Here is a 25,663-nt window from a genome sequence, read left to right as displayed (position 1 = left end):
AGCTGGCTTGGTTAGCCGCCCCAGACGCGGACAACGCCGCAATCCATATGCACGAAGTTGGAGCGGGAGTATTTGCCCACACCGCCTGCATTGCAGGCAGCGGCCGCTTTACCCATCTGGTTGACCGAGCGCGACTTCAGCCGAAGATCGGCCGCCTGACCTTTGATGTGAAGGGAATTCTTGGCAACACCGCGCGAGCGTGAGCGCAGCATCGCATTGGTCTGCGCACTGCGAAACCCGGAGAGAAGTGTATAAGGCTCGCTCGTATCGAGCATGCGGTGCGACGCGGCCCAGATATCAATTGCGCGTGTATCCATGTTCTTGACGGAATCGCTGCGCCAGTCGCGCATGAAGACGGAAATTTCGTTAACGGCGTCTTTAATATACTCGCCTTCGATCCAGTAGATCGTGTCGATCTTCTCACCTGTGCGGGTGGAGACCATTTTGAGGCGGCGAATGTCGCCTGCGCCGCGCAGAAAGCCTGTTGCATTGGAGTAAGTAGGGGCGGCTACAAGAGCCGTTGCCGCGAAAGCGCGCAATAGGGTGCGTCGCGTCACGCCGTTCTTTGAATCCATCATATCACTCTGCGCCTGTCCGTCACTATTTATGCCCGCAATTTACGGTGCTTTTCATGTCATCCCCAGATGCAGTCTGCCTTATGACACATAAAGAATCGCTAACCAAGTCTGTGTTTAGGTCTTTTTTGTCTCGGCAAGGCCTTTCGGCGAAAACCCGCGCAATTTATTGCGAGCGTGGCTGAATCCACAATCTGGTGCTGTGTGGTGCTGCGAAATGGCCGCAATCAAACGCAAAATGGGTGAATTACCGCAATGTGATTGGACATAAATCCGCAGTTTAGCATCGTGAACTCTACGGCCTTCGGGAGCCGTATATCCAATTTGCTGCAAGGGGGACGCAATGCATCCGGCACCTTCGTTCAAGAGTCTACGTTTTGTCATGGTTGCCGTTGCGCCCATACTGATGGCGCTCATCATGGTTTTTGCCGCACCGCAGGATGCGCGCGCCGAGGTGACAGCCTTCAAACAGGCCGTGGCCGAAGCAGCCTCCCGTGACGACGTCCTGTCCGAGTTTTATCGCGCCAACAATTATCAGGGTATCTGGACCTCTGCTTCGGATGAGGATCGCAAGCGCCGTCAGGCCTTGATGCAAGCGATCAACAACTCCACCGCCCATGGCCTCCCGATAGAGCGATACGGCGCCGAGGCGCTGATGGCGCAGATGAAAGCGGCCCGGACGCCGCGGGATCTGGGCAAGGTGGAGGTGGCGATGTCGCGCACCTTCCTGCGCCTCGCGCGCGACATGCAGACCGGGATGCTGACCCCTTCGAAGATCGACAAGGATCTGGTGCGTGACGTGCCCCTGCGTGAGCCGACCTCTTATCTGGTTAACTTCGCCAAAAGCGACCCGCGCGGCTTTTTCCGCGCCCTGCCACCTAAATCAGCCGAATATGCGCGGCTGATGAAGGAAAAGACCCGCCTTGAACTTCAGATGAGCGCGGGCGGATGGGGGGGCACAGTGCCTGCCACGACGCTTGCACCGGGGGCGACCGGGGCTGCGGTCGTCGCTCTGCGCAACCGCCTGACGGCGATGGGATATCTCAAGCGCAGCGCCACCAATGTCTATGACACGCCGTTGCAACAGGCCGTGCAAGAGTTCCAGGCTGCCCACGGGCTTGTCGCCGATGGCACGGCGGGCGCGTCGACGATCACGGAAATCAACAAAGGACCTGAGGACCGTCTGGCGATGATCATGGTTGCGATGGAGCGTGAGCGGTGGATGAACATGCCCCTCGGCAAGCGCCACATCAAAGTGAACCTCGCCGATTTCTCTACCCGCATCTACGATGATGGTCAGGTCACGTTCGAGACCCGCGCCGTTGTTGGCAAGAACACGGACAAACGCCGTAGCCCGGAATTCTCGGACGAGATGGATTACATGGAGATCAACCCGGTTTGGAACGTGCCGCGCTCCATCGCCGTGGGCGAATACCTTCCGCAGATGCAGCGCAACCGCAACGCGGTGAGCCATCTCAAGCTCTATAATGCACGTGGACAGCAGGTGAGCCGGGCCAATGTCAATTTCAGCGCCTACACCGCGCGGACCTTCCCCTTCAACCTCAAGCAGCCGCCGTCGAACAGCAATGCGCTGGGTCTGGTGAAGTTCATGTTCCCTAACCGCTACAACATCTATCTGCATGACACGCCTGCCAAAAACCTCTTCAGCCGCGAGGTGCGCGCCTATAGCCATGGCTGCATCCGTCTGGCCGACCCGTTTGAATTTGCCTACGCCCTTCTTGCCAAGCAAGAGGTGGACCCAAAGACCTTCTTCCACACCATTCTGGACAGCAAACGCCAGACCCGCGTGGATCTCGATAAGAAGGTGCCGGTGCATATCATGTATCGCACGGCCTTCACCTCGGCCAAGGGTCACACGCAATATCGCCCCGATATCTATGGCCGCGATGGCCGTATCTGGGATGCGTTGCGCGAAGCAGGGGTTTCGCTGACCGCGCAACAGGGCTAAATATCCCCCGTAACGCGGGGGTGATCAGATGGCCTATACAGTAAAGCAGATTGCCGAGGCGCTCGGGGCGAAAGCTCTGGGCGCTTTAGATATTGAGATAACGGCTCTGGCCGAACCTCAGGATGCAAGCGCCACAGATCTCGCACTGGCTACCAAGCCCGCCTATGCGGAAGCGCTGGGGCAGGGCGCTGCACGTGCGGCGATGCTTTGGGAGGGGGCGGATTGGCAGGCGCTCGGGCTGGAGGCGGCGATCATCGCGCCGCGCCCGCGCTATGCGATGTCCCATCTCACCGCGATGATGGATATCGGCGAGGGCTGGGGCGATGGTGTTCACCCCACGGCGGTTATTCACCCCGAGGCCAAACTCGCGGCGGGCGTCCATATCGGCCCGCTCAGCGTGATTGGGGCAGGTGCCGAGATCGGCGCGGGCTGCCGCATCGGACCGCAGGTCAGCATCGGTGCGGATGCGCGGATCGCTGAGGACTGTCTTATCCGCGAAGGCGTGCGGATCGCGGCCCGTGTGAAGATCGGTGCGCGCGTAATCATCAATCCCGGCGCGGTTCTGGGCGGCGACGGGTTCAGCTTCGTGACACCCGAGCCGTCGCAGGTGGAGCATGCCCGCGCAAGCCTCGGGGATCAGGGGGATGCTGCGGCGCAAAGCTATGCACGCATCCATTCGCTGGGTTCTGTGCGGATCGGCGATGATGTGGAGATCGGCGCCAATGCCGCGATTGATCGCGGCACGATTCGTGACACGATCATCGGGGATCGCACGAAGATCGATACATTGGTGATGGTCGCGCATAATGTGGTCGTGGGCACCGATACGCTTCTGTGCGGTTTGGTCGGCGTCGCAGGCTCCAGCCGTATTGGCAGCAACGTGGTGCTGGGTGGTCAGGTGGGCGTCGGTGACAACCTCTTTATTGGGGATAATGTGATCTGTGGCGGCGGCACCAAAGTACTCAGCAATATCCCGGCGGGCCGTGTCATGCTGGGCTATCCTGCGATGAAAATGGATGCTCATGTGGAAATGTATAAGGGTATGCGCCGCCTCAGTCGCCTCTACAAAGAGGTGGACCGCCTCAAGAAAGCGGTTTTCAACCAGAGTGCGAGTGACTAAATCAGCCTCAACGCACCAAAGGGGGTCGCCATGGATATCGAACAGCGCGTGATTTCCATCATTGCCGATCAGGCCATGCTGGAGCCGTCGGACGTGACGCTTGACAGTAGCCTTGAGGACCTGGGCATCGACAGTCTAGGGTTGGTGGAGGCGATCTTTGCCATCGAAGAGGCGTTTGATATCAATGTTCCCTTCAACGCCAATGAGCCGAGCGAGAGTGATTTCGATATCACATCGGTGCGCAGCATCATGGATGGTATCCAGCGTCTGATCAAAGAGCAGTCGTGAAGCGCGTCGTTATCACCGGCGCGGGCACGATCAATGCGCTGGGTCGGGATGTGCCGAGCACGCTTGAGGCGATGCGCGAAGGGCGCTGCGGCATCGGCCCGCTGGAGTTTCATGATGTGGAGCGTCTCTCGATCCGCATCGGCGGCCAGGTAAAAGGCTATGACGCCGAGGCCGCGTTCAACCGCCAGCAGCTATCGCTTTATGATCGGTTCACCCAATTCACGTTGATTGCCGCACGCGAGGCGATTGGCCAGTCAGGGCTGGAATTCTCTGGTGAGTTGGCCGCGCGCGCGGGCGTTATCTTGGGCAATTCAGGCGGGGGCATGACCACGCTCGATGAAAACTACCGCTCCGTTTATGAGGAGGGCAAGAACCGTGTGCATCCTTTCGTCGTGCCCAAGCTTATGAACAACGCCGCCGCGAGCCATGTGTCGATGGAATTCAACCTCAAAGGGCCAAGCTTCACCGTCTCCACTGCTTGCGCCTCGTCCAATCACGCGATGGCGCAGGCGTTTCAGATGGTCCATGGCGGGCTTGCCCCGGTGATGGTCACGGGGGGGTCGGAATCCATGCTGTGCTTTGGCGGGGTGAAGGCGTGGGAGGGCTTGCGTGTTATGTCACGCGATGCGTGTCGACCCTTCTCGGCCAATCGCAACGGAATGGTGCAGGGCGAGGGGGCTGGGATCTTCGTCTTTGAGGAGTACGCCCACGCCCGCGCTCGTGGGGCCGAGATCATAGCCGAGGTGATTGGCCACGCGATGTCCTCGGATGCCGCTGACATTGTGATGCCCTCCAAACAAGGGGCAGCACGCGCCATCGCTGGAGCCATGCAGGACGCGCGGGTGAACCCCGAGGATGTGGGATATATCAACGCTCACGGCACTGGGACGGCGGCCAATGACAAAACCGAATGTGCAGCTGTGGCCGATGTGTTCGGGGCGCACGCGAATAACCTGATGATCTCCTCGACCAAATCCATGCACGGGCATCTGATCGGCGCCACAGGGGCGGTTGAGCTTTTGGCCTGTATCATGGCGCTGCGCGACGGGATCGTCGCGCCGACCATCAGCTATGAGGAACCAGACCCGGAATGCGCGCTCGACGTCGTGCCTAATGTGGCCCGCGAGGCAAAGGTGGATGTGGCACTATCGAACGCGTTTGCCTTTGGCGGGTTGAACGCTGTTCTGGCCTTGCGCCGCTTCATCTAAAGCGCTTTGTATTTAACCGAATTAAATTGAAACCGATACGCTCTGAAACGCAAAACGCGGCCCGTTATTAGGGGGGCCGCGCTGAAAATTCATTCTTGGGAACTTACTCTGCGAAGGTCGAGACTGCTTCAAACCCTGCGGTGAACCCGCTGAGCGAGACGTTGATATTGACCTGCTGGTCGGGCGCTTGGGCGGGCACGAGCGTGATTGTTGCATTGGCCCCTTGCTTGAACGCTTCAACATCCGCATCGGTCAGGCCAAGCTGCGCGATACAACCCACTTCAGTGCAAACCCGGTAGGGATAGCTTTTCGCAGTGCCACCATCGATCGCGATTTTCAGCTCGGCAGGGAGCAGCGTGACCAAAGGCACGATCACAGACGCGCCAGCAACCGCCGGCCCGCCTTCCGCGATCCGAAAGAGGCTGAATTCAGCAATCGGGTTACCCGCCTCTTCGCGCAGCAATTGGTAGAGCTGGCACGCATCTTCCTGCCCCTCAGGCATCCGGAAGCATCGCAGGCTCCAATCACCAAAGGTCTCTTTGATGTAGCTCGGACTCGCGGCCTCGGTAACTTCGGTGCCTGTGGCAAACGCGGAGGTGTCTCCCTCGGGGGCGGCCTCTGCGGCAGGGGCAGTGCCTTCAGCACCCTCTGTTGTGGCCTCCTGCGCCAGCGCGGCTGAGCCAAGCGCCAAAGCGGCGGCAAAAGAGAGTATGGAAAGTGATTTGGGCATTTTGTCCCCATCCAGTGTATTTGAAATCAAGCAGCGCTCTAACATGGCGCGCGACACGTGTCAGGATAAAATCCTAAGCAAGGCAGCGGCGCAAGGCGGAAATCCGCAGGGCCGGGCCGGGTGAAACTCTCAACTATCCGTAAGGTCTTAGCGATCAGGGCTTCATAGAAAAAGGGACCTTAAATTGAGGCCCCTTTTTCGTCGTCTCCCTGCCGGACTTGGCCGACTTATCGTTTGATCGAGAGGCTAGGTCAGAACGGATTCGCCGTCAACAGCCAAAATCATGCCGTTTGGGACCGAAAGAAAAGCCTAAAAAGATCCAAGAAAGGGCCCGAGAAAAAAGGCCGCACCCGAAGGCGCGGCCAGTCTGACAGGGTGGACATTATTCCAGCCGTAAGAGGGCATGAAGGGCCGGAACGAGGTTTATACTGGCGCCAAATGGTTAAGTTTGTATGCTAAATGGGCATGTATTTTGCAGGGCCGGGGGCAGGGCATTGGGATCACATATTTTTATCGGTGGTGGCGGCGCGGATTATAACGAGACACAGGGCCTCTTGTTGAAATACGCGAACCGTCATGGCCTGATTGCCGGGGCCACGGGAACGGGCAAGACGGTGACGCTCCAAATCCTCGCCGAAGGGTTCTCCGCCGCAGGCGTGCCGGTGTTTTTGTCCGATGTGAAGGGGGACCTCTCGGGCCTCGCAGCCCCCGGAAGCGCCGATTTCAAGCTGCACGGTGCGTTCACCTCGCGCGCGGAAAAGATCGGATTTGAGGACTACACATACGAGGCGTTTCCCGTCACCTTCTGGGACCTTTTCGGCAAGGCAGGCCACCCCGTGCGCACCACCGTCGCCGAGATGGGGCCGCTCCTGCTGAGCCGCCTGATGGAGCTGACCGAGGCCCAAGAGGGCATCATGAACATCGCGTTTCGCGTGGCCGATGAGCAGGGCATGCCGTTGCTTGATCTCAAGGATCTTCAGGCGCTGCTGGTTTGGGTGGGCGAGAACCGCGACACGCTCTCGCTGCGCTATGGCAACGTCTCGCCGCAATCTGTGGGCGCGATCCAGCGACAGCTGATGGTGCTGGAAAACCAGGGGGGTGCGAGCCTTTTTGGCGAGCCTGCGCTGGAGCTTGCGGACCTCATGAGCCATGCGCCGGACGGGCGGGGCCGGATCAACATCCTCGCGGCAGACAAGCTGATGGGCGCGCCGCGCCTTTACGCGACCTTCCTTTTGTGGCTCCTGAGCGAGCTTTTCGAGACCCTTCCCGAGGTGGGTGATCCGGACAAGCCCAAGCTGGTTTTCTTCTTTGATGAGGCGCATCTGCTCTTTGATGACGCGCCCAAGGCGCTGGTTGATAAGGTTGAGCAGGTTGCGCGCTTGATCCGCTCCAAAGGGGTTGGGGTCTATTTCATCACCCAAAACCCCGATGACGTGCCCGAGGATATTCTCGGCCAATTGGGCAACCGCTTTCAACACGCGCTGCGCGCTTTCACCGCGCGTGACCGCAAGGCGCTCAGCCGCGCCGCCGAGACCTATCGCCCGAACGCGCGCTTTAGCACGGTGGATGCGATCCGCGATGTTGGGGTGGGCGAGGCCGTGACCTCCATGCTCGCCGACAAGGGCGTGCCGGGCATTGTCGAGCGCACGCTCATTCGCCCGCCATCCTCGAAGCTTGGGCCGCTGACCGAGGCCGAGCGCCGCGCCGCCATCGCGGCCTCCCATCTTGCGGGCAAATATGAGGAGGTGGTTGACCGCCTCTCGGCTTATGAAATCCTCGCCAAGCGCGCGGGCGAAGCCGCGCAAGAAGCCCTGAAGGCCGAAACGGTGGCAGAGGAGCAATCCATCGCTGAGCGCGAGTTTAACGCAGCGCGGAGGTATTCCGGCAAGCGCGTGGCGCGCTCAACGGCGCGGACCCCGGATGCGCCAGAACTCGGCGGATTCGGCTCACAGATCGGCGCGGCTGTTGGTAATGCGCTGTTGAAGGAGATGAAAGGGACAACAGGACGCCGCATCGTGCGTGGCATCCTTGGTGGTCTCTTCAAAGGACGCTAGGAACGGCGCACCACTTGCCCATGCTGATCAACAGACCACAGGTTCCCGCCGGCCCGCAGCGGGCAGGGGACGGTGCATCACGGCTCTGAAAGCGGCGGCAGCCTGCTCTCAGATTCCCATAGCGCCCGCAAGGATAAGCCCAACCGCAAGCAAGGCAATCATGCCCTGCCAGTCATCTGAGCTGCTCTCGACAGCGGCTTCTGCCACCACTTCGGGCGCGACGATGGGATCGGCCAGGCTCCCGGCCATCGCAGGCGACGCGGCCACGGCAAGCGTGATCCCAAGAGCGAGGGCCAATGTCAGCCCGCGTGTTATTGTAGAAGTCTTCATTATAATTCCCCAATCATCGATGTTGCTATTTTACCGACCGTTTTCCAGCAAGGTCAACAGGCGCTAGCCATTTTCCTGCGCGCCGCGTAGCTTGTTTTCAGGCAATAAATAATGCAGCGAATGCAGGAGGACTCTCAAATGACAGGCCGTAAATCCTCGGGCGCCAAGACCAAGCCCGCAGCTCCCAAAACCACTAAAGCCGCATCCGCCAAGCCTGTGCAATCCGGTGAAAACCCCCGCCGGGTCACCACGCCTGTGCCGCCGTCACCCTCTGCCAAGCCTACGCCGGGCGCGCAAGTCGCCAAAAAGCCCACGCCGGGCCTCATCCCCAAGCCGCCTGTGGCGGCGCAAGATGCGATGGGTGCGGGCATATCCGATGACACATCCCCCGAAAACAGCAATCCCGAGATGAAAAAACAAGAGCTTATGGCGAAAGTTGTGGAGCGCTCGGACGTGGCGAAGAAACACGCCAAGCCCGTGATCGAGGCCATGCTCGAAGTTCTTGGCGAGGCGATTGCCGAAGGGCGCGCGCTGAACCTGCAACCTTTTGGCAAGCTCAAGCACAACCGGATCAAAGACACGCCCGCCGCGCGCATTATCGTCGCCAAGATCCGCCAGCCCAAGCCTCAAGGCGTCCGCGCCGGGCCGGGCAAAGAACCTGTTGCAGACGAGCAGGAGTGACGCTAGAAACTGCGGCACGGGTGATTAGCTCAGTGGTAGAGCGCTTCGTTCACATCGAAGATGTCAGGAGTTCAAATCTCTTATCACCCACCATTTTCCCTAGACTACGTTACTAAGGCCGTCCTCTGATGACTGCAAAGTACCCCGATATATGGTTTTTGCGCCATGGTCAGACGGAATGGAATCTTGCGCGGCGTATTCAGGGCGGGCTTGATTCTCCTCTGACCGATCTGGGCCTTGCTCAGGCGCGGATGCAGGCTCGGCTGATGGTGCCGATTATCCCTCAGGTGTTGGCCGCGGGCGGCGGGATTTACGTCTCCCCCCTTGGCCGTGCGCAGCAGACCGCAGCTTTGGCGTTGCCCGGTGTGCAGTGGTGCGACGATCCGCGCTTGAGTGAGATTGATACAGGCGCATGGGAAGGCGCGCTGAAAGCCGGTTTGCCGGAGGGCTCGTCCGAGCTTGATACATACACGTCCGCGCCCGGCGGCGAGGGCTGGGAGGGGCTTGAGGCGCGTGTCGCCGCGTTCCTGAGCGATCTGGACGCGCCCGCGATCATCGTCGCACACGGGATGCTGGGGCAGGTGCTGCGCGGGCAGGTTATGGGCCTTTCGCGGACCGATCTCAGCCACCTGAGCAACGGACAAGGTTGTGTTTACGCGCTGAGCGGCGGGTCTGAGCGGCGGTTCGATCTGGCGCGCGGGATATGAACCCACATGGGCTTGCAAGGTCACGCCAGCCCGGCTAAGACCTGCTCTGGACGGGTCGTTAGCTCAGTTGGTAGAGCGCTTCGTTTACACCGAAGATGTCGGGAGTTCGAGTCTCTCACGACCCACCAAAGGCGTTTGCACAGCAAACGCCCCCGTACGCCCCAAACTCACCCAATCAGCGGCAGGCGTTTGCATAGCAAATGCCGAGAGCGGGTCAAAGGCGTTTGCACAGCAAACGCCCCCGTAAACCCCAATCTAACCCAACCAGCGGCAGGCGTTTGCATAGCAAATGCCGAGAGCGGATGAAGCCGTCTGCAAAGCAAACACCCATACACACCCAACCACTAACAGGCGTCTCCCGCAAACCCCGAGAGCGCTCTAAAGCGTTTGCCCCGCCATCCGCCTTTGCCGCCGCCTGTGCCAACGATAAATTAAAGGTGCCAGCACGTAATCATAGGTAAAAGACGCGGCCCAATGCACGCCCGACACCGCGACCACCCGCGCCAGCCAGCGATAGCGCGGCATGTCACGCCACAGGACAATGAAGGCTGGGATGCCTGAATAGATTTGCCCGTCTTTGAGCAGATAGAGCCGTCGCGCGGCCAAGTCCGGGGTCAGCCCCCAATCATGCAACTCGGCCGTGTTGAGATCCTCAAACCGGATAGGTAGCCCCTCACGCCCGCTATAGGCGGCATAGTGGCCAATCTCGTAACTGCACACGGGGCAATCGCCATTGTAAAGAACGCGGGTATCATCTGTCATGTACCATAGATATGGCAAAAGCCGCGCGGGACCATGGTCAAACCGCCGCAGCCGGGCCAGCCAGCCCGCGCCCGAAAGCTGCGGGATAGAAAATCAAAAGCTGGGCAAAAAGAATGGCCCGGAGGGCAATTTTGGGCGTTGACGGGCGCGCGCGCTTCGCCTATCCCACCCCCACGCGCGGTTGTAGCTCAGTTGGTTAGAGTACCGGCCTGTCACGCCGGGGGTCGCGGGTTCGAGCCCCGTCAACCGCGCCACTTTCCCCCCATCCAATGTGACACAAGACTATTGCATATCTCATGATGGAGCAGGCTTCAGGGCTTGTAGCCGCGATGCACGTCGCGGTCCGGGATCAGCGCCTCGGGCCAGCCAAAGATCTGCTCATAGGCAAAAAGCCCCAAGCACAGCACCACAATCCCCAGCACGAATTTCACGCGGCTTGCGCTGGGTGGATTCTGCGCCCAACGGGCCATGCGCAACAGAAAGCGGGTGTTCACGGGGCGGTCCTTTGGGCTCGGGGGCAGGGCGGCGCGGTCAGGTGACGCATCTGGGCCTCTTGAAACTTCTGCGTTTCCCATGACATACCACGCCTCATTGCCTTGTCACAGCCGGAGCGTGTCCCGTCATGCCCACACATTCCGAATCCCGCCAGCTGCCCTATAGGGCGCAGCAGATGTATGACCTTGTTGCCGATGTGGGGCAGTATCCTGAGTTCCTGCCCTGGACCGCCGCCGCGCGCGTGCGCAGCGAGGTCGCGCAGCCAGGAGGGGCGGTGCTGATGGAGGCCGATCTGGTGGTCAGCTTCAAGGTTTTCCGCGAGCGGTTCACCAGCCGGGTCATGCTTTGGCCCGAAGCGCGCAAGATCGACACCGAATATCTAGATGGGCCGTTTAAGCATATGATTTCCAATTGGGAATTTGTAGATACCGAAAGCGGCTGTGATGTGCGGTTCTTCGTGGATTTCGAGTTTCGCAACCGTCTTTTGCAATCCGCAGCGGGGCTCTTCTTCTACGAGGCGATGCAGCGGATCGTGCGGGCGTTTGAGGCTCGGGCAGATACGCTTTATGCGCGCTGAGTAAGCGCGCGTAACAGCAGCCCCAGTGCATGATCCCGCGCCGCAATCCTGACCTCTGCCCGGCCAAGCGCGCCGAACTCTTGCGTCTCGCTCCGCACCGTTTTGCCATCCGCCAGACCGAAGCAAACCCGCCCCTCTGGCTTGTGCTCGGACCCGCCGGGACCGGCAATTCCGGTGATCGACACGGACAGCGCCGCGCCTGACCGAGATAGCGCGCCCGCCGCCATTTCGCGCGCAACCTCCTCGGAGACTGCACCATGGGCCTCCAGAGTGGCCTCCAGAACGCCCAACATCTCGCGTTTCGCCGCGTTGGAATAGGTGACGAAACCGCACTCCACCACGGCAGAGCTGCCGGGGGTATCCGTAAGCGCGGCCATAACCATACCGCCGGTGCAGCTCTCGGCGGCGGTGATCATCACGCTCCGCGACCGGGCGGCGTCCAGAACCGCGCGCGCGGTCATATGCCCAGCAATCCGTGGGCAATCCCTGCGAAAATCAAGACGCCTATGGCAGCAAAGACACCCGCGATCACATCGTCCAGCATGACGCCCAGAGGCCCCTTGCGCCGATCTGCCCAGCCGATGGGGCCAAGTTTTGTGATGTCGAAAAAGCGAAACAGAACGAAGGCCGCGATCCAGCCCGGCCAGAGCGCCAGAATGGAGACCCCGGCATGGGCCGCGCCGATCGACAGGGGCAGGATGGCGATCCATTGACCCACCACCTCGTCCACGACGATATAGGCAGGGTCATGGTTTTCCTGCCCTTTTATTAGATGAGATGTGGCCCATAGGCCTTTGATAAATCCGGCAACAATCGCGAACACCAATAGCCACGGCCCGGCAACCACATGCAAGAGCCACGCCAGCGGCAACGCCGCGAGAGAGCCCCATGTGCCAGGCGCGGGTTTCAGGTAGCCAACCCCGCCAACCGTGCCGATGATCTCAGGCAGTTTCATGGCGCAACCAGCGCCGCCGTTGCAATTGCGGCGATGCCTTCTTCGCGGCCCGTAAAGCCCAGTCGCTCGGATGTGGTGGCTTTGACGGACACGCGCGATGGCTCCACCGCGCAGATATCGGCCACTCGGGCAATCATCGCAGGCGCGTGCGGCCCGATCTTGGGATGCTCACAGACAAGAGTGAGGTCCAGATTGCTGATCTGAAAGCCTTTTGTCGCAGAAAGCTCTACGGCGTGGCGCAGGAATATGTCGCTTGGCGCGCCCTTCCACTGCGGGTCCGAGGGCGGGAAATGCCGTCCGATATCACCCTCGGCCAGCGCGCCGTAGATAGCATCGGTGAGCGCGTGTAGCCCCACATCCGCATCCGAATGTCCCTGAAGCGCGCGGCCATGCGGCACGGCCACACCGCAGAGCATGACATGATCGCCGGGGCCAAACCGGTGCACATCGTAACCATTGCCAATCCGGATATCCATGGCGCCTCGCAGCTGTGCCTTGGCCCGCGCAAAATCGGGCTGGTGGGTGATCTTGAGGTTTCCCTCATCGCCCGGCACGATTGCCACGTCAAGCCCGGCGGCGCGGGCCACTTCCACGTCATCCGCGGCGCCGCCGGTATGGGCCAGATGGGCGGCGAGTATCAGATCAAAGTGAAACCCCTGTGGCGTCTGCGCCCGGAAAAGTCCTGATCGATCCTGCGTGCCAGTCACACGGCCCTCGGCCCCGGTCCAGAGCGCATCCGTGACGGGCAGGGCGGGGGCGGCAGCAGGCGCTGTTTTCAGCGCGTTTTGCACGGCGCGGATCGTGGTGGAGGTGACGCAAGGCCGCGCAACATCGTGGATCAGCACCGTTGTGATGCCGCGCCCTTCAAGATGGCGCAGCCCGCTCAGGACTGAGGCCGCGCGCGTTGCTCCTCCGGGGGCTGTTTCCACCCCATTGGGCGCGTTAAAACCCGCAATATCATCGGGGTGCAGCACCACCACCAAAGGGGCGATATCCTGCATGGCAGCAAAGGCCTTGAGCGTCCAGTCAATGACCCGCGCCCCCCCAAGGGGTTGCCATTGTTTGGGCAAGGGGCCGCCCGCGCGGCTGCCCCGCCCGGCGGCCACGATGATGGCGGCACATGTCATATCCGCAGGTTTACCGCGCAGAGCGGGCGGGGTGCAATGGGATCGGCATATGTCTAAATTTTGTGCAAATAGGTATTTTAGAGAAGGTCAAACCCATCGCACACATTGATAAACTGCCTTGTGAAGGATAAAAATCACTCAACTGCTCAAGGATTAGGCGAATGCCGCTCGACCTCAAGACCCATAGTCTCGATCCGCCTGTCCTGCTGGCACCTCTTGCGGGAATCACGGATTTGCCGTTCCGTAATCTGGTGGCGGGCTTTGGCGCAGGTCTTGTCGTGAGCGAGATGATCGCCAGTCAGGAAATGGTTCAGGCTCGCCGAGGGGCGCGCGAAAAGGCCGAGCTTGGCTTTGGGGCGCGGGCCAGCGCGGTGCAGATCGCGGGGCGCGAGGCGCATTGGATGGCCGAAGCGGCGCGCATCGCTGCTGCCAATGGCGCACAGATCATCGACATAAACATGGGCTGTCCGGCCAAAAAGGTGACGAGCGCAAGCGGGGCAGGCGCCTCGGGCTCGGCGCTGATGAAGGATCTTGACCATGCGCTTGGCCTGATCGAGGCCGTGGTGGGGGCGGTGGACGTTCCTGTGACGCTCAAGACGCGGTTGGGATGGGATGATGCGCTGCTCAATGCGCCCGATCTGGCGCGCCGCGCCGAAAATGCTGGCATTGCGATGATCACCATCCATGGCCGCACTCGTTGTCAGTTCTACAAGGGCCACGCTGATTGGGCCGCGATCCGCGCGGTCAAGGACGCGGTGCACATCCCCGTGGTCGCCAATGGCGATATCGTGGATGCGCAGACGGCCCGGCAGGCGCTTGTACAATCGGGCGCAGATGGCATCATGGTGGGGCGCGGCGCGCAAGGGCGGCCTTGGATATTGGCTGAGCTTGCGCATGATCTTTTCGGCACACCCGCGCCTGATGCGCCTTGCGGCGCGCGGTTTTCCGACATGATCGCAGAGCATTACGAGGCAATGCTCGCCTTCTATGGCCCCAAGCTTGGCCTGCGCGTGGCGCGCAAACATCTGGGCTGGTATCTCGTTGATGCGCCGCAAGCCTTGCGCAAGGAAATCCTCACGAGCGCCGCGCCAGAGCAGGTTTTGCGCCTCATCCCCGGAGCCGTATCCGAGCTGAGGCAGGCTGCATGAGCGCTATGAATGACGCGATCTGGTCCTCGCTCCCGGTGCCTGCGCTTTTGCTGGATAGGGAGGACCGGATTGCACGGCTCAACACGGCGGCGGAGGGGTTTTTCAACACCTCGACCCGCGCGGCGGAGGGCCTGCCGATCTGGGACACGCTGATGGTGGATGCGCCGCTTGAGCAAGCATTTGCCCGCGCGCGCAGTAATGAGGCGCCGCTTTTCGTGAATGATGTGGATGTGGGCACGGGCAGCCGCGCGCCTTTGCAATGCAACCTGCAAATCGCGCCGCTGTCCGGTCATCCCGGTATGATGCTGATGCTTATCTCGCCGCGCGAAATGGCTGGACGGCTGAGTCAGGGTAAATCGGTCAAATCCGCCGCGAAATCCGCCATTGGCATGGCCGAAATGCTGGCCCATGAGATTAAGAACCCGCTGGCGGGGATCACGGGGGCGGCGCAGCTTTTGTCGATGGGTTTGCGCGGCGATGACCTTGAGCTGACCGATCTTATCGTGAGCGAAAGCCGCCGGATCGTGGCGCTTCTCGATCAGGTGGAGCAGTTCGGCAATGTCGGTGCGCCCAGCTTTGGCCCGGTCAACATCCATGACGTTCTGGACCGCGCCCGCCGCTCGGCCCTTCTGGGTGTGGCGGCTGAAATGACCATTGAGGAGCGTTACGACCCATCGCTGCCCCTAGCGCTCGGGGATGCGGATATGCTGGTGCAAGTGCTTCAAAACCTGCTGAAAAACGCCACCGAGGCGGCGGGCGGCGGGGGCGGCACGATCCGACTCCACACCTATTATGAGCATTCCTTGCGCCTGCGAAACAGCCAAGGGAAGGAGCAAGCCCTGCCGCTTCAGATCGAGGTGATTGATAACGGCCCCGGCCTGCCGCCCGAGATTGCGGGCGACATATTTGAGCCCTTCATATCGGGCCGCGAGAATGGCACCGGGCTTGGCCTTGCGCTCGCGGCGAAGATAATCTCGGATCATGGCGGCTGGATTTCCGTCAACTCTGCGCCAGGGCGGACGGTGTTTCGCATCTCGCTGCCGCTGGCCCCCACACCTAAAATCCCCACACCCAAAAAGGAGAGTTGAGAATGGATGGCACGGTTCTGGTCGCCGATGACGACCGCACGATCCGCACGGTTCTGACGCAGGCCCTCACGCGGGCGGGGTGTAAAGTGCATGCGACCTCATCGCTCACCACGCTGATGCGCTGGGTGGCGGAGGGGCGCGGCGATGTGGTGATCTCGGATGTGGTCATGCCCGATGGCAACGGGCTGGAGATGCTGCCCAAGATTGCGCAGGATCGCCCCGGCATGCCGGTGATCGTGATCTCCGCGCAAAACACGATCATGACGGCCATTCAGGCCGCCGAGGCCGAGGCCTATGATTACCTGCCCAAGCCCTTCGATCTGCCCGATTTGATGAAGCGCACGGCTCGCGCCTTGGAAAGCCGGCGCAACGCGCGGGCCTCGCGGGTGCAGACCCCCGAGGAGCGGCCAGAGGAATTGCCTCTGATTGGCCAGACCGACGCAATGCAGATGCTCTACCGTGTGGTGGCCAAAGTGATTAATGCGGACCTTCCGGTGCTGATCACCGGCGAATCCGGCACCGGAAAATCGCTGATCGCCCGCGCCATTCACGATTTCTCGGATCGTCGCACCTTGCCTTTTGTGACCGTAACGCCGGTAGATCTACAAGACCTTGAAGGGCCTGCCCGCGTCATGGCGCGGGCGCGCGGGGGCACGATCGTGCTGGACGAAATCTCGGATCTGGATGCGGATGCGCAGGGCCGTGTGGTGCGGATGATGGACGCGCCGGGTGATCACATGCCGCGCTTCATGGCCACGTCTCAGGGCCAGCTGAGCACGCCCGGCACATTGCGTGATGATCTCTATTACCGCCTCAGCGGTGCGATGATCGAGGTTCCGGCCCTGCGTGACCGGGTCGAGGATATCGAGCTTCTGTGCGCGCATTTTCTGGGGCGTGAGGCCGCGTCTGGCGCAGGCGAACGCAAATTCCACCCTGATGCACAGGCAGTGATGCGCGCCTATGGCTGGCCCGGCAATGTCCGCCAGTTGGAGAATGCAGTGCGCCGGATCGGTCTCACCGCGCGCTCGGGGGACATCACCCGCGACGAGGTTGCAAGCGTTCTGGGAAGTCAGCCCGCCGCCGTCCCGGCGATGGATGAAGATGCGGGCGGCACGCTTTCGGCCTCGGTCGCGCGGCATTTGCAGCGCTACTTTGATCTGCACGGCGCGATGCTGCCGCCGGATGGGCTTTACGCACGAATATTGCGCGAGGTGGAGATGCCGCTTATCGAGATTGCATTGGATGCCACGGGCGGAAATCAAGCCAAATGCGCCGATCTTCTGGGCATCAATCGCAATACGCTGCGCAAGAAAATTCTTGATCTTGATATTCACGTGACACGCCGTCGCAAATTGATGTAAAACCGCAACAGGCCTGTGGCAAATCTGGGGCAGTGCCCCGTGAGGCCGCAAGATGTGGTGGTGCGGGCCGTTCCGCACCGAGCTGTTGGGGGGCTTTGTGGCAATAGCGACACGCAGGGTAAGCTGGGAAAAGCTCAGCCAACTCCGTCGTTTGCGGAGGCTTCGCAATGTGGCGACGCTTGGCGTGGTTGTGCTTGGCCCTGTTCTCGCGCTGATTACTTTCCTCGTCATGGGGCCTTTGGATCAGGGAGCCTCATCGCGCGCGCTGCGAATCGTGCTGCTGTCGGATTTGGTCTATGTGATCATTGTCGCGGCCCTCGTGATGCAGCGTGTGGTTCAGATGATCTCGGCCCGGCGCAGCCAATCGGCGGGCTCGCGCCTGCACCTGCGGCTGACGGGCGTTTTCGCGATCATGGCGCTTTTGCCCACTGTCACTGTCGCCGTTTTTGCCACGCTCAGCGTGAATATGGGGCTTGAGGCGTGGTTCTCGGATCGTGTGGGACGTGTGGTGAGCAATTCGGTGGCGGCCGCCGAGGCCTATGAAGAAGAGCATCGCCGCGATCTGGTGATTGATGCGCAGGTTCTGGCGACGATCATCAACCGCACCAAACAAGCTACAGTGTTCATGGATGATGGGGACATCCGCAAAGTCCTGAGCGACGGGCAGCGCGAGATTCAGCGTGGCCTGCGTGAGGCGTTTGTCATCAACAGCGTGGGCGAGATCCGGGCGCGGGGCGAAAGCTCGTATCTCTTTGACTTTGAACGTCCCACTGCCACGCAATTGGCCGCCGCGCGCGCCGAGGGTGTGTTGGTCATTCAGGATTGGGACAATAATGAGTTTCGCGCGCTGCTACCTTTGGAGAGCTTCGTTGACCGTTTTCTCTATGTCAGCCGGAATGTCGATGGCGATATCCTGAACCTCTTGGATGAAACCAAGGAAACAGCGACGTTTTATCAACAACGCGAGAGTGAGCGGGGGCGCGTTCTGTTCGAGTTTGGCTTGCTGTATCTGGGATTCGCGGTGATCCTGATTTTGGCGGCGGTCTGGCTCGGCCTGTGGTTTGCCGAACGGTTGTCGCGCCCCGTTGGACGGCTGACCTCTGCGGCGCAACGGGTCGGGGCGGGTGACCTTGATGTGCGTGTCCGCGAAGAGGAGGGCGATGATGAGATCGCGCAATTAAGCACGTATTTCAACCAGATGACGCGTGAACTTAAAGCGCAGCGTGGCAAGCTGTTGAAAAATACCGATCAGATTGAGCGCCGCCGCAGACTCTTTGACTCGGTGCTGGGATCGGTCTCGTCTGGTGTCGTGGGGCTTGATGCGAAGGGCCGCGTGACTTTCGTGAACCGCGCGGCAGAGCGGCTTCTGGATTGGCAAGAGGACCGGCAATCGGTCGATCTGGCTGTGGCCGTACCGGAATTTACGTCTCTTTTTAAGCGGTTGCGACGCAGCGCCAGCGGCTTTGTCCAGGATGAAATTCGCGTCACACGTGCCGGGCTTCAGGAAAGCCTGCTGGTCCGCATGTCTACCCGCACTGGTGAGGCAGGCGAGCGGGAGGGTTATGTTGTTGCCTTCGATGACGTGACTGATCTGGTAAGTGCCCAACGCATGGCGGCCTGGGGCGATGTGGCCCGCCGGATTGCCCATGAGATCAAGAACCCGCTTACGCCGATCAAGCTTTCTGCCGAGCGGACGCAACGCAAATTCTCCAAGCTGCTTGATGCGGAAAACGCCGAGGCGCTGACGCAGCTAACGGGCGTGATTGTTCGCCAGACCGATGATTTGCGCCGCATCGTGGATGAGTTCGCCAAATTCGCCCGCATGCCCGAGCCGCAGCGCAAACCTGAAAGCGTCACCCAATTGGTGCGCGAGGCGGTGTTGCTCCAGCAAGCGGGCCAGCCGGATCTGAGCATTGAGACTGACCTGATTGACGAAGCGCTCTTGGCGGATGTGGACGCGACCATGATCAGTCAGGCGCTGACAAACCTTATCAAGAATGCCGGGGAAGCAATTGAATCCTTGCAGGAAAAAGAAGGACTGCCAGAAGGGTTCCAACCAACGATCCGGGTGAGCACCCATCACAAGGCGGGGCGCGCGGAGATCACGATTGCGGATAACGGGATCGGTCTGCCCGAAGATCGTAGCAGGCTTTTTGAGCCCTATGTCACAACCCGCGACAAGGGCACCGGCCTTGGCCTGCCCATCGTGAAGAAGATCATCGAAGAGCATGGTGGCACGCTGACCCTTGTCGATGCGCCTGCCTTCACCCCCGGCGCGCGGATTGGTGCGATGGCGGTGATTTCTCTCGATCTCACCCGCGCGGATGCGCCAGCGACGACCGCGGCCCCGGACATAAATGGGCCGGACACAAACAAATCGGGCACCGTACCCCCGGCCAAACAAGTAGTATGAGGACCTTATGAGTGATATTCTGATTGTGGACGATGAACGCGACATCCGTGAGCTGATCTCGGATATTTTGCAGGACGAGGGCTATACCACCCGTCTTGCCGGGAATTCCGACGAGGCGATGGCCGCAATTTCCGAGCAGCCCCCGGCGCTTCTGGTGCTCGATATCTGGCTCAAAGACAGCAATATGGACGGGATCGATATTCTCAAGGCGGTCAAGCGCGACTACCCGGATGTGCCGGTCGTCATCATCTCGGGCCATGGCAATATCGAGATAGCTGTCGCCGCCATCAAGCAGGGAGCCTATGATTTCATTGAGAAGCCCTTCAACATTGAACAGTTGATGGTGGTGATCCGGCGCGGTATGGAAACAAGCCGTCTGCGCCGCGAGAACCAAAGCCTGAAGCGCCGCGACACTGGCCCCGCTGATATGCTGGGTGAAAGCAGCGTTTTCCGCGCATTGGTGAGCCAGCTTGACAAGGTCACACGGTCCAATGGTCGCGTGATGCTTTCGGGGCCTGCTGGCAGCGGCAAGGAACTGGCCGCGCGCTATATCCATGTGAACTCAAACCGGGCGGATGCGCCGTTCGTCTCCGTCGGCTGTGCCTCGGTCGAGGCGGAGCGGATGGAGGAGGTCCTCTTTGGTCGCGAAAGCGAGGAGCGCGGCGTGGAGCCGGGTCTTCTGGAAGAGGCCAATGGAGGCGTGATCTATTTTGACGAGGTGGCGGATATGCCGCCGGGCACGCAATCCAAGATTCTGCGCGTGCTGGTCGATCAGCAATTCCTGCGCGTGGGCGGCTCGGACAAGGTGCAGGTCGATCTGCGGGTGATCAGCTCCACCAGCCGCGATTTGGAGGATGCCATCACCCAAGGCACGTTCCGGCGCGAACTCTTCCACAGGCTCAATGTGGTGCCGATCGCTGTGCCATCACTGGAGGAGCGGCGCGATGATATCCCGCTTTTGGCCACTTATTTCATCGACATGTTCAACAAGACCCAAGGCCTGCCCTTGCGCAGCCTGAGCGGTGAGGCCAACGCGCTTTTGCAGACGATGACATGGCCTGGCAATGTGCGCCAGTTGCGCAACATGATTGAGCGGGTGCTGATCTTGGGCGATGGCGCAGGCGAGATCGACGCGGCCGAGCTTCCGGGCGAAAGCGATGCAGCCCACGAGGATGGGCGCGTGGTGTTGTCTGGTGCGCTAGCCACTATGCCGCTCAGGGAGGCGCGTGAGGCGTTTGAGCGTGAATACCTTTTGACGCAGATCAACCGCTTTGGCGGCAATATCAGCCGCACCGCCGAATTTGTCGGGATGGAGCGCAGCGCGCTGCACCGTAAGCTGAAATCTCTGGGGGTTGTCACCTCGGCTAAATCGGGTGCGCGGGTGGCCAAAGTGGCAGGGTTTGTGGCAGGCTGAGCGCGGCTGAATTGATTTGACCGCGCAGGGCCGCTCTGCCATGCACGGGGGCTGATAGCGGGGGCGGCAAGCCGCCTCTAAAAACGGCCATGCGGGGCGAGGCGGTATGAAAGTCATCATTTGCGGCGCGGGACAGGTTGGCTGGCAAATCGCGCGTCACCTCTCGGGTGAGCGTAACGATGTGACGGTTGTGGACAGCAATCCCGATCTGGTGCGCAGAGCCACGGATACGCTGGATGTGCAAGGCCTCGCGGGGTTTGCGAGCTATCCCGATGTGCTGGACCGGGCGGGCGCGCGCGACGCCGATATGATCATCGCCGCGACTCATTCCGACGAGGTGAACATGGTCACCTGTCAAGTGGCCCATTCGGTCTTTGCCATCAATCGCAAGATCGCCCGGCTGCGCAGTCAGTCCTATCTCGACGCGATCTATTCCGACCTCTACCGCCGCGATCACATGCCGATTGATGTGGTGATCAGCCCCGAGCTTGAAGTGGCAGAGGCCGCGTTGCAGCGGCTTGCCGCGCCCGCCGCCTTTGATACCGAGACGTTTCTGGGTGGGGCGGCAAAGCTTATGGGGATCCGCCTGGCCGATGATTGCCCGGTGCTCAACACACCCTTGCGTCAGCTCAGTGATCTTTTCTCCACCTTGCGTGTGGTCGTTCTGGCCGTGCGGCGCGAGGGGCGACTTTTTGCGCCTGAAGCGGGCGATCAGCTTTTTGCCGGGGATGAATGCTATATCTTTTCTCCCGATGAGGATATCCCGCGCACGCTGGAGGTGTTCGGCAAGAAATCCCCCAAACAAGAGCGTGTCGTGATCCTTGGCGGTGGCAATGTGGGCCTCACAGTGGCCCGCAAGCTAGAGCAAAGCGGCAGGCGTATCCGCGCCAAGGTTATTGAACGCAGCCGCGCCCATGCCGAGAAGGCCGCGGACGCTTTGGAGCGGACCATCGTGCTGAATGGTGATGCGTTGGATAGCGCCCTTTTGGCCGAGGCGGGGATTGCCCGCGCCGATGCAGTTTTGGCCGTGACGGATGACGACAAGACCAACCTTCTGGCCGCCGTGCGCGCGAAATCCGAGGGCTGCCCCTTCGCCATCGCGCTCATCAACGACCCCACGCTGATCCCGCTGCTGGAGCCCATTGGTGTGGATGCCTATATCAATCCGCGCGCCACCACCGTCAGCTCCATTCTGCGCCATATCCGGCATGGGCGGGTGCGTGGCGTCTATTCCATCGGCGATGCCGAGGCCGAGGTGATCGAGGCGCAGGTGATGTCCACCTCCTCCATCGCAGGCAGCCAGATCCGCGATATCGACTTTCCCGAGGGCGTCCTTGTGGGCGCGGTGCAAAAGGGCAAGGTGATCCACAAACCCACCGGCAGCCTGCGGATCGAGGAGGGCGATGTGATCGTCATCTTCGCCATGGCCGCTGATGTGGCGCAGGTGGAGCAACTGCTTCAGGTCTCGATTGATTTCTTCTAGGGACATTCCCGGCCAGCGCGCCGAGATGCCGCTGATCCTGATCCTTGCGGCTTTTGCGGCGGCGGCGATGTTTGTGCCCGCGTTGCACGCGCTTTTGCGTGAGGATCACACCGTATCGCGCGCCTTTGCCTATAGCGGCGTCTTGGGGTTGGTGCTTATCGGGGCCATCGCGGTGGCGATCAGCAACCAAAAGCAGCGCGAAAGCTCGGATCTCAGCAATCTTCTGTCGCTCTTTCTGGCCTTTGCAGCGCTGCCGGTTTTTCTTGCCATCCCATTTTACGAAGGGCTGCGTACCACCAGCTTTCTCAACGCCTATTTCGAGATGGTGTCGAGCTTAACCACCACGGGCGCGACCATGTTTGACACACCGCGCCGCCTGCCGGATAGCCTGCATCTGTGGCGCGGTATGGTCGGCTGGGCCGGGGGGCTTTTGATTTGGGTGGCGGCCCTTGCGGTTCTGGCGCCGCTGAACCTTGGCGGGTTTGAGGTGACAGCCTCGGCAGAGCCGGGGCAGGGTGAGGGGCGGCTCGACCGGTTTGAACGCGCCCATACGGGCCGGCGCATGGCCAGTGCCGCCCGCACGCTGGCCCCCATCTATATTGGCCTCACGGGGGTGTTGTGGTTGATGCTGACGGTGGGGGGCGACCGCCCGCTTGTGGCGTTGATCCATGCGATGTCGACCCTCTCCACCAGCGGCATTTCCGCCGTGGGCGGGGTGCAGAATGCAGGCTCCGGGGTGGGGGGCGAGATCGTGATCTTTTTCTTCATGTTCTTCGCGCTGTCGCGGCTGACCTTCTCGACGGACACGATCACGACCGCGCGCCCCGGCGTCTGGAACGACCCCGAGTTTCGCCTAGGCGTAGGCTTGGTGATCGGCGTGCCGCTTTTGCTCTTCTCGCGGCACTGGATCGGCGCGTGGGACGACACATTGGCCGAGGATATCCCGACCGCGCTCAAGGCGCTTTGGGGGGGCATGTTCAGCGTCATGTCCTTTCTCAGCACCACCGGCTTTCAAAGCGCCTATTGGCCCGAGGCGCAGGGCTGGTCAGGGCTTGGCACGCCGGGGTTGATCCTGCTCGGCCTCGCCCTTGTGGGGGGCGGGGTGGCCACCACGGCGGGCGGGGTGAAGCTCTTGCGGGTCTATGCGCTCTACCTCAATGGGCAGCGCGAGATGGAGCGGCTTGTCCATCCGTCCTCCGTAGGTCGCAAAGGCGCGCGCAGCCGCCGCATCCGCCGTCAGGGTGCGTTTGTGGCGTGGGTGTTCTTCATGCTCTTCGCGCTGAGCCTTGCCGCTTTGACGGTGATTCTTGCCGCGCTTGGTGTGGGCTTCGAGGAGGCGATTATCCTGTCGATCGCGGCGCTCTCGACCACGGGGCCGCTCACACAGGTGGCGGGGGATGCGCCTATCATGCTGGCGCTCTTGGCGCCGGGGGCCAAGCTGGTGCTCTGCGCGGGCATGGTTCTGGGGCGGCTGGAATTGCTGGCGATCATCGCCCTGCTCAATCCGGGTCTGTGGCGCGACTGACGTGGCGCAAGCGCACACCCGCCCGATCAGTTGAAATTAGGGCTGGAAACTGCCAACCTTGCCCTGCATAGTGCTGCGCAAGGCGTGCCGGTCCGCGGCGCGAATAATAAAAAAAGGCTTTAGGGACAAATGGCTTCTGATCGTCAAAATCTTCAGGACGCGTTTCTCAACCAAGTGCGCAAGACAAAAACGCCTGTCACGGTGTTCTTGATCAATGGTGTGAAATTGCAAGGTGTGATCACTTGGTTCGACAATTTCTGCATCCTTCTGCGCCGTGATGGCCAAAGCCAGCTGGTGTATAAACATGCGGTCTCCACGATCATGCCAAGCCAGCCTATCAACCTTTATGACGGTGACGATCCCGCGTGATGGGTCATGATCCCATGCGCACCCGCGCGTGGGTGCTGCATCCCGATATTTACGGTGTAGGCGACAGACGTGCGCCCGAACTGGCCTTGGAAGAGGCGGTCTCGCTTGCTCATGCGCTACCGGGGCTTGAGCCATGTGGCGCGCAGATCGTTCGGTTGCAACGCGCCCATCCCGGCATGCTTTTTGGCAAGGGCAAGATTGCCGAGCTGAAGACCGTCTTTGAGGAGGCCGAGGTCGAGCTGGTCCTCATAGACGGCCCCGTGACGCCCGTGCAGCAGCGCAACCTTGAGAAAGAATGGGGCGTGAAGCTTCTGGACCGCACCGGGCTGATCCTTGAGATTTTCTCGGACCGTGCCGCAACCCGCGAAGGCGTTTTGCAGGTCGAGATGGCCGCGCTCAGCTATCAACGCACGCGCCTCGTGCGGGCGTGGACTCACCTTGAGCGGCAGCGCGGCGGGCTTGGTTTTGTCGGCGGCCCCGGCGAGACGCAGATCGAGGCGGACCGCCGCGCGATTGATCTGCAACTGGTGCGTTTGCGCCGTCAGCTTGAGAAGGTCGTGAAAACCCGCACCCTGCACCGCGCCGCGCGCGCCAAGGTGCCGTTTCCGATTGTGGCCCTCGTGGGCTATACCAATGCCGGGAAATCAACGCTCTTCAACCACCTCACAGGGGCCGAGGTGATGGCCAAGGACATGCTCTTTGCGACGCTCGATCCCACGATGCGGCGCATCGCGCTGCCCGGTGGCGGGCCCGAGGTGATCCTGAGCGACACGGTGGGCTTCATCTCTGATCTGCCGACCGAGCTTGTCGCGGCCTTCCGCGCCACGCTGGAGGAGGTGCTGAGCGCCGATCTGATCTGCCATGTTCGCGATATCGCGCATCCCGAGACCGAGGCGCAGAAGCGCGACGTGGAGGCGATCCTCGAAGGGCTGAATGTGGCCGAGGATACGCCGCGCATCGAGATTTGGAACAAGATTGATCTTCTGAGCGATGATGACCGCGCCGCCGCGATCGCGCGCGCCGAGCGGATGGACGACGTGCAAGCCCTGTCATCCGTCACGGGCGAAGGGATGCAGGCGTTTGTGGAGCGGATAGCAGAGGCGCTCGCGACCGAGATGCGCAATGAGACGGTCGAGCTGGCCTTTGCTGCGGGGCGTCAGCGGGCATGGCTCTTTGAGCGCGGTCTGGTTGAGCACGAAACGCAAACCGAGACGGGCTTCACCCTTGAGGTGCGCTGGTCCTTACGGCAAGCGTCCGAGTTTGCAGCGCTCGGCTGATCACCGC

25 protein-coding genes and 3 tRNA genes are annotated in these 25,663 nt (G+C 61.1%); 20 read left to right on the top strand and 8 right to left on the bottom strand.

All coding sequences use genetic code 11. The features are described 5' to 3' along the window. Positions 1–11: 11 nt before the first annotated feature. The gene (locus tag KUD11_RS12275; protein ID WP_109384411.1) at positions 12–578 is read right to left on the bottom strand and encodes a YcbK family protein; all 567 of its coding nucleotides are present in this window, start codon (positions 576–578) and stop codon (positions 12–14) included. A 379-nt stretch (positions 579–957) separates the two neighbouring features. On the opposite strand from KUD11_RS12275, the gene KUD11_RS12270 reads away from it, so the two are divergent. Genes KUD11_RS12270 through KUD11_RS12255 form a run of 4 tightly spaced genes read left to right on the top strand, consistent with a single transcriptional unit; the run spans position 958 to position 5,160 of the window. Then, positions 958–2,544, top strand: a complete 1,587-nt coding sequence (locus tag KUD11_RS12270) for a L,D-transpeptidase family protein (RefSeq protein WP_224380224.1) — start codon at positions 958–960, stop codon at positions 2,542–2,544. 28 nt (positions 2,545–2,572) lie between these two features. Next, a complete protein-coding gene (lpxD, locus tag KUD11_RS12265) occupies positions 2,573–3,664 on the top strand; it encodes a UDP-3-O-(3-hydroxymyristoyl)glucosamine N-acyltransferase (protein ID WP_109384413.1) in 1,092 nt (363 codons plus the stop codon). A gap of 30 nt (positions 3,665–3,694) precedes the next feature. Beyond that, entirely contained in the window at positions 3,695–3,952 is a 258-nt protein-coding gene (locus KUD11_RS12260; RefSeq protein WP_109384414.1) for an acyl carrier protein, read from the top strand. Further along, complete coding sequence (locus KUD11_RS12255) at positions 3,949–5,160, top strand: beta-ketoacyl-[acyl-carrier-protein] synthase family protein (RefSeq protein WP_109384415.1); 1,212 nt, start codon at positions 3,949–3,951, stop codon at positions 5,158–5,160. Before KUD11_RS12260 ends, KUD11_RS12255 begins: the two co-directional genes overlap by 4 nt. A 103-nt stretch (positions 5,161–5,263) precedes the next feature. On the opposite strand, the gene KUD11_RS12250 is transcribed toward KUD11_RS12255, so the two are convergent. Next, positions 5,264–5,890 (bottom strand): invasion associated locus B family protein, encoded by a 627-nt coding sequence (locus KUD11_RS12250; RefSeq protein ID WP_109384416.1) that lies wholly within the window; start codon positions 5,888–5,890, stop codon positions 5,264–5,266. 494 nt (positions 5,891–6,384) lie between these two features. Here KUD11_RS12250 and KUD11_RS12245 point away from each other — a divergent pair, with 494 nt between their 5' ends. Further along, complete coding sequence (locus KUD11_RS12245; RefSeq protein WP_109384417.1) at positions 6,385–7,944, top strand: helicase HerA-like domain-containing protein; 1,560 nt, start codon at positions 6,385–6,387, stop codon at positions 7,942–7,944. Positions 7,945–8,052: 108 nt separating this feature from the next. On the opposite strand, the gene KUD11_RS12240 is transcribed toward KUD11_RS12245, so the two are convergent. Next, positions 8,053–8,274 carry a hypothetical protein gene (locus KUD11_RS12240; RefSeq protein WP_146190819.1) on the bottom strand — a complete coding sequence of 74 codons (222 nt, stop codon included), beginning with the start codon at positions 8,272–8,274 and terminating at the stop codon, positions 8,053–8,055. A gap of 138 nt (positions 8,275–8,412) precedes the next feature. Between KUD11_RS12240 and KUD11_RS12235 the strand changes: the two genes are divergently transcribed. The 4 genes from KUD11_RS12235 (at position 8,413) to KUD11_RS12220 (ending at position 9,790) form a co-directional block, all read left to right on the top strand. Then, positions 8,413–8,955 carry an HU family DNA-binding protein gene (locus KUD11_RS12235; protein ID WP_224380222.1) on the top strand — a complete coding sequence of 181 codons (543 nt, stop codon included), beginning with the start codon at positions 8,413–8,415 and terminating at the stop codon, positions 8,953–8,955. A gap of 18 nt (positions 8,956–8,973) precedes the next feature. Further along, positions 8,974–9,048: transfer RNA gene (locus KUD11_RS12230), tRNA-Val, on the top strand. Between the two features lie 35 nt (positions 9,049–9,083). Beyond that, a complete protein-coding gene (locus KUD11_RS12225; RefSeq protein ID WP_109384419.1) occupies positions 9,084–9,662 on the top strand; it encodes a histidine phosphatase family protein in 579 nt (192 codons plus the stop codon). A gap of 52 nt (positions 9,663–9,714) precedes the next feature. After that, positions 9,715–9,790 (top strand) — tRNA-Val (locus tag KUD11_RS12220). Positions 9,791–10,040: 250 nt separating this feature from the next. Here the strand turns inward: KUD11_RS12220 and KUD11_RS12215 are convergent. Then, positions 10,041–10,424, bottom strand: a complete 384-nt coding sequence (locus KUD11_RS12215; protein WP_109384420.1) for a thiol-disulfide oxidoreductase DCC family protein — start codon at positions 10,422–10,424, stop codon at positions 10,041–10,043. 177 nt (positions 10,425–10,601) lie between these two features. Between KUD11_RS12215 and KUD11_RS12210 the strand changes: the two genes are divergently transcribed. Further along, positions 10,602–10,678: transfer RNA gene (locus KUD11_RS12210), tRNA-Asp, on the top strand. Between the two features lie 57 nt (positions 10,679–10,735). Here the strand turns inward: KUD11_RS12210 and KUD11_RS12205 are convergent. Next, complete coding sequence (locus KUD11_RS12205) at positions 10,736–10,918, bottom strand: hypothetical protein (RefSeq protein WP_109387857.1); 183 nt, start codon at positions 10,916–10,918, stop codon at positions 10,736–10,738. Positions 10,919–11,046: 128 nt separating this feature from the next. Between KUD11_RS12205 and KUD11_RS12200 the strand changes: the two genes are divergently transcribed. Further along, entirely contained in the window at positions 11,047–11,496 is a 450-nt protein-coding gene (locus KUD11_RS12200; protein WP_109384421.1) for a type II toxin-antitoxin system RatA family toxin, read from the top strand. Here the strand turns inward: KUD11_RS12200 and KUD11_RS12195 are convergent. The 3 genes from KUD11_RS12195 to KUD11_RS12185 are packed head-to-tail and all read right to left on the bottom strand — an operon-like array spanning position 11,484 to position 13,578. Next, a complete protein-coding gene (locus tag KUD11_RS12195) occupies positions 11,484–11,957 on the bottom strand; it encodes a CinA family protein (RefSeq protein ID WP_109384422.1) in 474 nt (157 codons plus the stop codon). The two genes, KUD11_RS12200 and KUD11_RS12195, sit on opposite strands and share 13 nt — an antisense overlap. Beyond that, positions 11,954–12,451, bottom strand: a complete 498-nt coding sequence (locus KUD11_RS12190; RefSeq protein WP_109384423.1) for a phosphatidylglycerophosphatase A family protein — start codon at positions 12,449–12,451, stop codon at positions 11,954–11,956. Before KUD11_RS12190 ends, KUD11_RS12195 begins: the two co-directional genes overlap by 4 nt. Next, positions 12,448–13,578 carry a bifunctional 2-C-methyl-D-erythritol 4-phosphate cytidylyltransferase/2-C-methyl-D-erythritol 2,4-cyclodiphosphate synthase gene (locus KUD11_RS12185; RefSeq protein WP_109384424.1) on the bottom strand — a complete coding sequence of 377 codons (1,131 nt, stop codon included), beginning with the start codon at positions 13,576–13,578 and terminating at the stop codon, positions 12,448–12,450. The genes KUD11_RS12190 and KUD11_RS12185 overlap by 4 nt, the downstream gene beginning before the upstream one ends. A 161-nt stretch (positions 13,579–13,739) precedes the next feature. Here KUD11_RS12185 and dusB point away from each other — a divergent pair, with 161 nt between their 5' ends. From dusB to hflX, 9 genes are all read left to right on the top strand, one after another. Then, positions 13,740–14,726, top strand: coding sequence for a tRNA dihydrouridine synthase DusB (dusB, locus tag KUD11_RS12180; RefSeq protein ID WP_109384425.1), 987 nt, complete (start codon positions 13,740–13,742; stop codon positions 14,724–14,726). Next, positions 14,723–15,814 carry a two-component system sensor histidine kinase NtrB gene (locus tag KUD11_RS12175; protein WP_109384426.1) on the top strand — a complete coding sequence of 364 codons (1,092 nt, stop codon included), beginning with the start codon at positions 14,723–14,725 and terminating at the stop codon, positions 15,812–15,814. Before dusB ends, KUD11_RS12175 begins: the two co-directional genes overlap by 4 nt. Positions 15,815–15,816: 2 nt before the next feature. Further along, positions 15,817–17,175 (top strand): response regulator, encoded by a 1,359-nt coding sequence (locus KUD11_RS12170; RefSeq protein ID WP_109384427.1) that lies wholly within the window; start codon positions 15,817–15,819, stop codon positions 17,173–17,175. Positions 17,176–17,227: 52 nt separating this feature from the next. After that, on the top strand, positions 17,228–19,588 hold the full coding sequence (locus tag KUD11_RS12165; RefSeq protein WP_109384428.1) for a sensor histidine kinase: 2,361 nt from the start codon (positions 17,228–17,230) through the stop codon (positions 19,586–19,588). A 7-nt stretch (positions 19,589–19,595) separates the two neighbouring features. After that, positions 19,596–21,002 (top strand): nitrogen assimilation response regulator NtrX, encoded by a 1,407-nt coding sequence (ntrX, locus tag KUD11_RS12160; RefSeq protein WP_109384429.1) that lies wholly within the window; start codon positions 19,596–19,598, stop codon positions 21,000–21,002. Positions 21,003–21,108: 106 nt separating this feature from the next. Continuing rightward, on the top strand, positions 21,109–22,485 hold the full coding sequence (trkA, locus tag KUD11_RS12155; RefSeq protein ID WP_109384430.1) for a Trk system potassium transporter TrkA: 1,377 nt from the start codon (positions 21,109–21,111) through the stop codon (positions 22,483–22,485). Between the two features lie 25 nt (positions 22,486–22,510). Further along, positions 22,511–24,010, top strand: coding sequence for a TrkH family potassium uptake protein (locus tag KUD11_RS12150; RefSeq protein WP_109384431.1), 1,500 nt, complete (start codon positions 22,511–22,513; stop codon positions 24,008–24,010). 129 nt (positions 24,011–24,139) lie between these two features. Continuing rightward, positions 24,140–24,379 carry an RNA chaperone Hfq gene (gene hfq / locus KUD11_RS12145; RefSeq protein WP_109384432.1) on the top strand — a complete coding sequence of 80 codons (240 nt, stop codon included), beginning with the start codon at positions 24,140–24,142 and terminating at the stop codon, positions 24,377–24,379. Continuing rightward, a complete protein-coding gene (gene hflX / locus KUD11_RS12140) occupies positions 24,379–25,656 on the top strand; it encodes a GTPase HflX (RefSeq protein ID WP_109384433.1) in 1,278 nt (425 codons plus the stop codon). The genes hfq and hflX overlap by 1 nt, the downstream gene beginning before the upstream one ends. Positions 25,657–25,663: the final 7 nt, after the last annotated feature.

Origin of the sequence: Roseovarius carneus (assembly GCF_020141465.1) — a bacterium.
GTDB classification, from domain to species: Bacteria; Pseudomonadota; Alphaproteobacteria; order Rhodobacterales; family Rhodobacteraceae; genus Roseovarius; species Roseovarius carneus.
The sequence above is the reverse complement of the archived record's forward strand: the minus strand, read 5'-3'. Positions and strand labels throughout refer to the sequence as shown.

Bases quoted from the DNA above. Each gene is read 5' to 3' on its own strand.
- KUD11_RS12275 (WP_109384411.1), bottom strand. From the start codon at position 578: ATGATGGATTCAAAGAACGGCGTGACGCGACGCACCCTATTGCGCGCT.
- KUD11_RS12270 (WP_224380224.1), top strand. From the start codon at position 958: ATGGTTGCCGTTGCGCCCATACTGATGGCGCTCATCATGGTTTTTGCC.
- lpxD (WP_109384413.1), top strand. From the start codon at position 2,573: ATGGCCTATACAGTAAAGCAGATTGCCGAGGCGCTCGGGGCGAAAGCT.
- KUD11_RS12260 (WP_109384414.1), top strand. From the start codon at position 3,695: ATGGATATCGAACAGCGCGTGATTTCCATCATTGCCGATCAGGCCATG.
- KUD11_RS12250 (WP_109384416.1), bottom strand. From the start codon at position 5,890: ATGCCCAAATCACTTTCCATACTCTCTTTTGCCGCCGCTTTGGCGCTT.
- KUD11_RS12240 (WP_146190819.1), bottom strand. From the start codon at position 8,274: ATGAAGACTTCTACAATAACACGCGGGCTGACATTGGCCCTCGCTCTT.
- KUD11_RS12235 (WP_224380222.1), top strand. From the start codon at position 8,413: ATGACAGGCCGTAAATCCTCGGGCGCCAAGACCAAGCCCGCAGCTCCC.
- KUD11_RS12225 (WP_109384419.1), top strand. From the start codon at position 9,084: ATGACTGCAAAGTACCCCGATATATGGTTTTTGCGCCATGGTCAGACG.
- KUD11_RS12215 (WP_109384420.1), bottom strand. From the start codon at position 10,424: ATGACAGATGATACCCGCGTTCTTTACAATGGCGATTGCCCCGTGTGC.
- KUD11_RS12200 (WP_109384421.1), top strand. From the start codon at position 11,047: ATGCCCACACATTCCGAATCCCGCCAGCTGCCCTATAGGGCGCAGCAG.
- KUD11_RS12195 (WP_109384422.1), bottom strand. From the start codon at position 11,957: ATGACCGCGCGCGCGGTTCTGGACGCCGCCCGGTCGCGGAGCGTGATG.
- KUD11_RS12190 (WP_109384423.1), bottom strand. From the start codon at position 12,451: ATGAAACTGCCTGAGATCATCGGCACGGTTGGCGGGGTTGGCTACCTG.
- KUD11_RS12185 (WP_109384424.1), bottom strand. From the start codon at position 13,578: ATGACATGTGCCGCCATCATCGTGGCCGCCGGGCGGGGCAGCCGCGCG.
- dusB (WP_109384425.1), top strand. From the start codon at position 13,740: ATGCCGCTCGACCTCAAGACCCATAGTCTCGATCCGCCTGTCCTGCTG.
- KUD11_RS12175 (WP_109384426.1), top strand. From the start codon at position 14,723: ATGAGCGCTATGAATGACGCGATCTGGTCCTCGCTCCCGGTGCCTGCG.
- KUD11_RS12170 (WP_109384427.1), top strand. From the start codon at position 15,817: ATGGATGGCACGGTTCTGGTCGCCGATGACGACCGCACGATCCGCACG.
- KUD11_RS12165 (WP_109384428.1), top strand. From the start codon at position 17,228: ATGTGGTGGTGCGGGCCGTTCCGCACCGAGCTGTTGGGGGGCTTTGTG.
- ntrX (WP_109384429.1), top strand. From the start codon at position 19,596: ATGAGTGATATTCTGATTGTGGACGATGAACGCGACATCCGTGAGCTG.
- trkA (WP_109384430.1), top strand. From the start codon at position 21,109: ATGAAAGTCATCATTTGCGGCGCGGGACAGGTTGGCTGGCAAATCGCG.
- KUD11_RS12150 (WP_109384431.1), top strand. From the start codon at position 22,511: ATGCCGCTGATCCTGATCCTTGCGGCTTTTGCGGCGGCGGCGATGTTT.
- hfq (WP_109384432.1), top strand. From the start codon at position 24,140: ATGGCTTCTGATCGTCAAAATCTTCAGGACGCGTTTCTCAACCAAGTG.
- hflX (WP_109384433.1), top strand. From the start codon at position 24,379: ATGGGTCATGATCCCATGCGCACCCGCGCGTGGGTGCTGCATCCCGAT.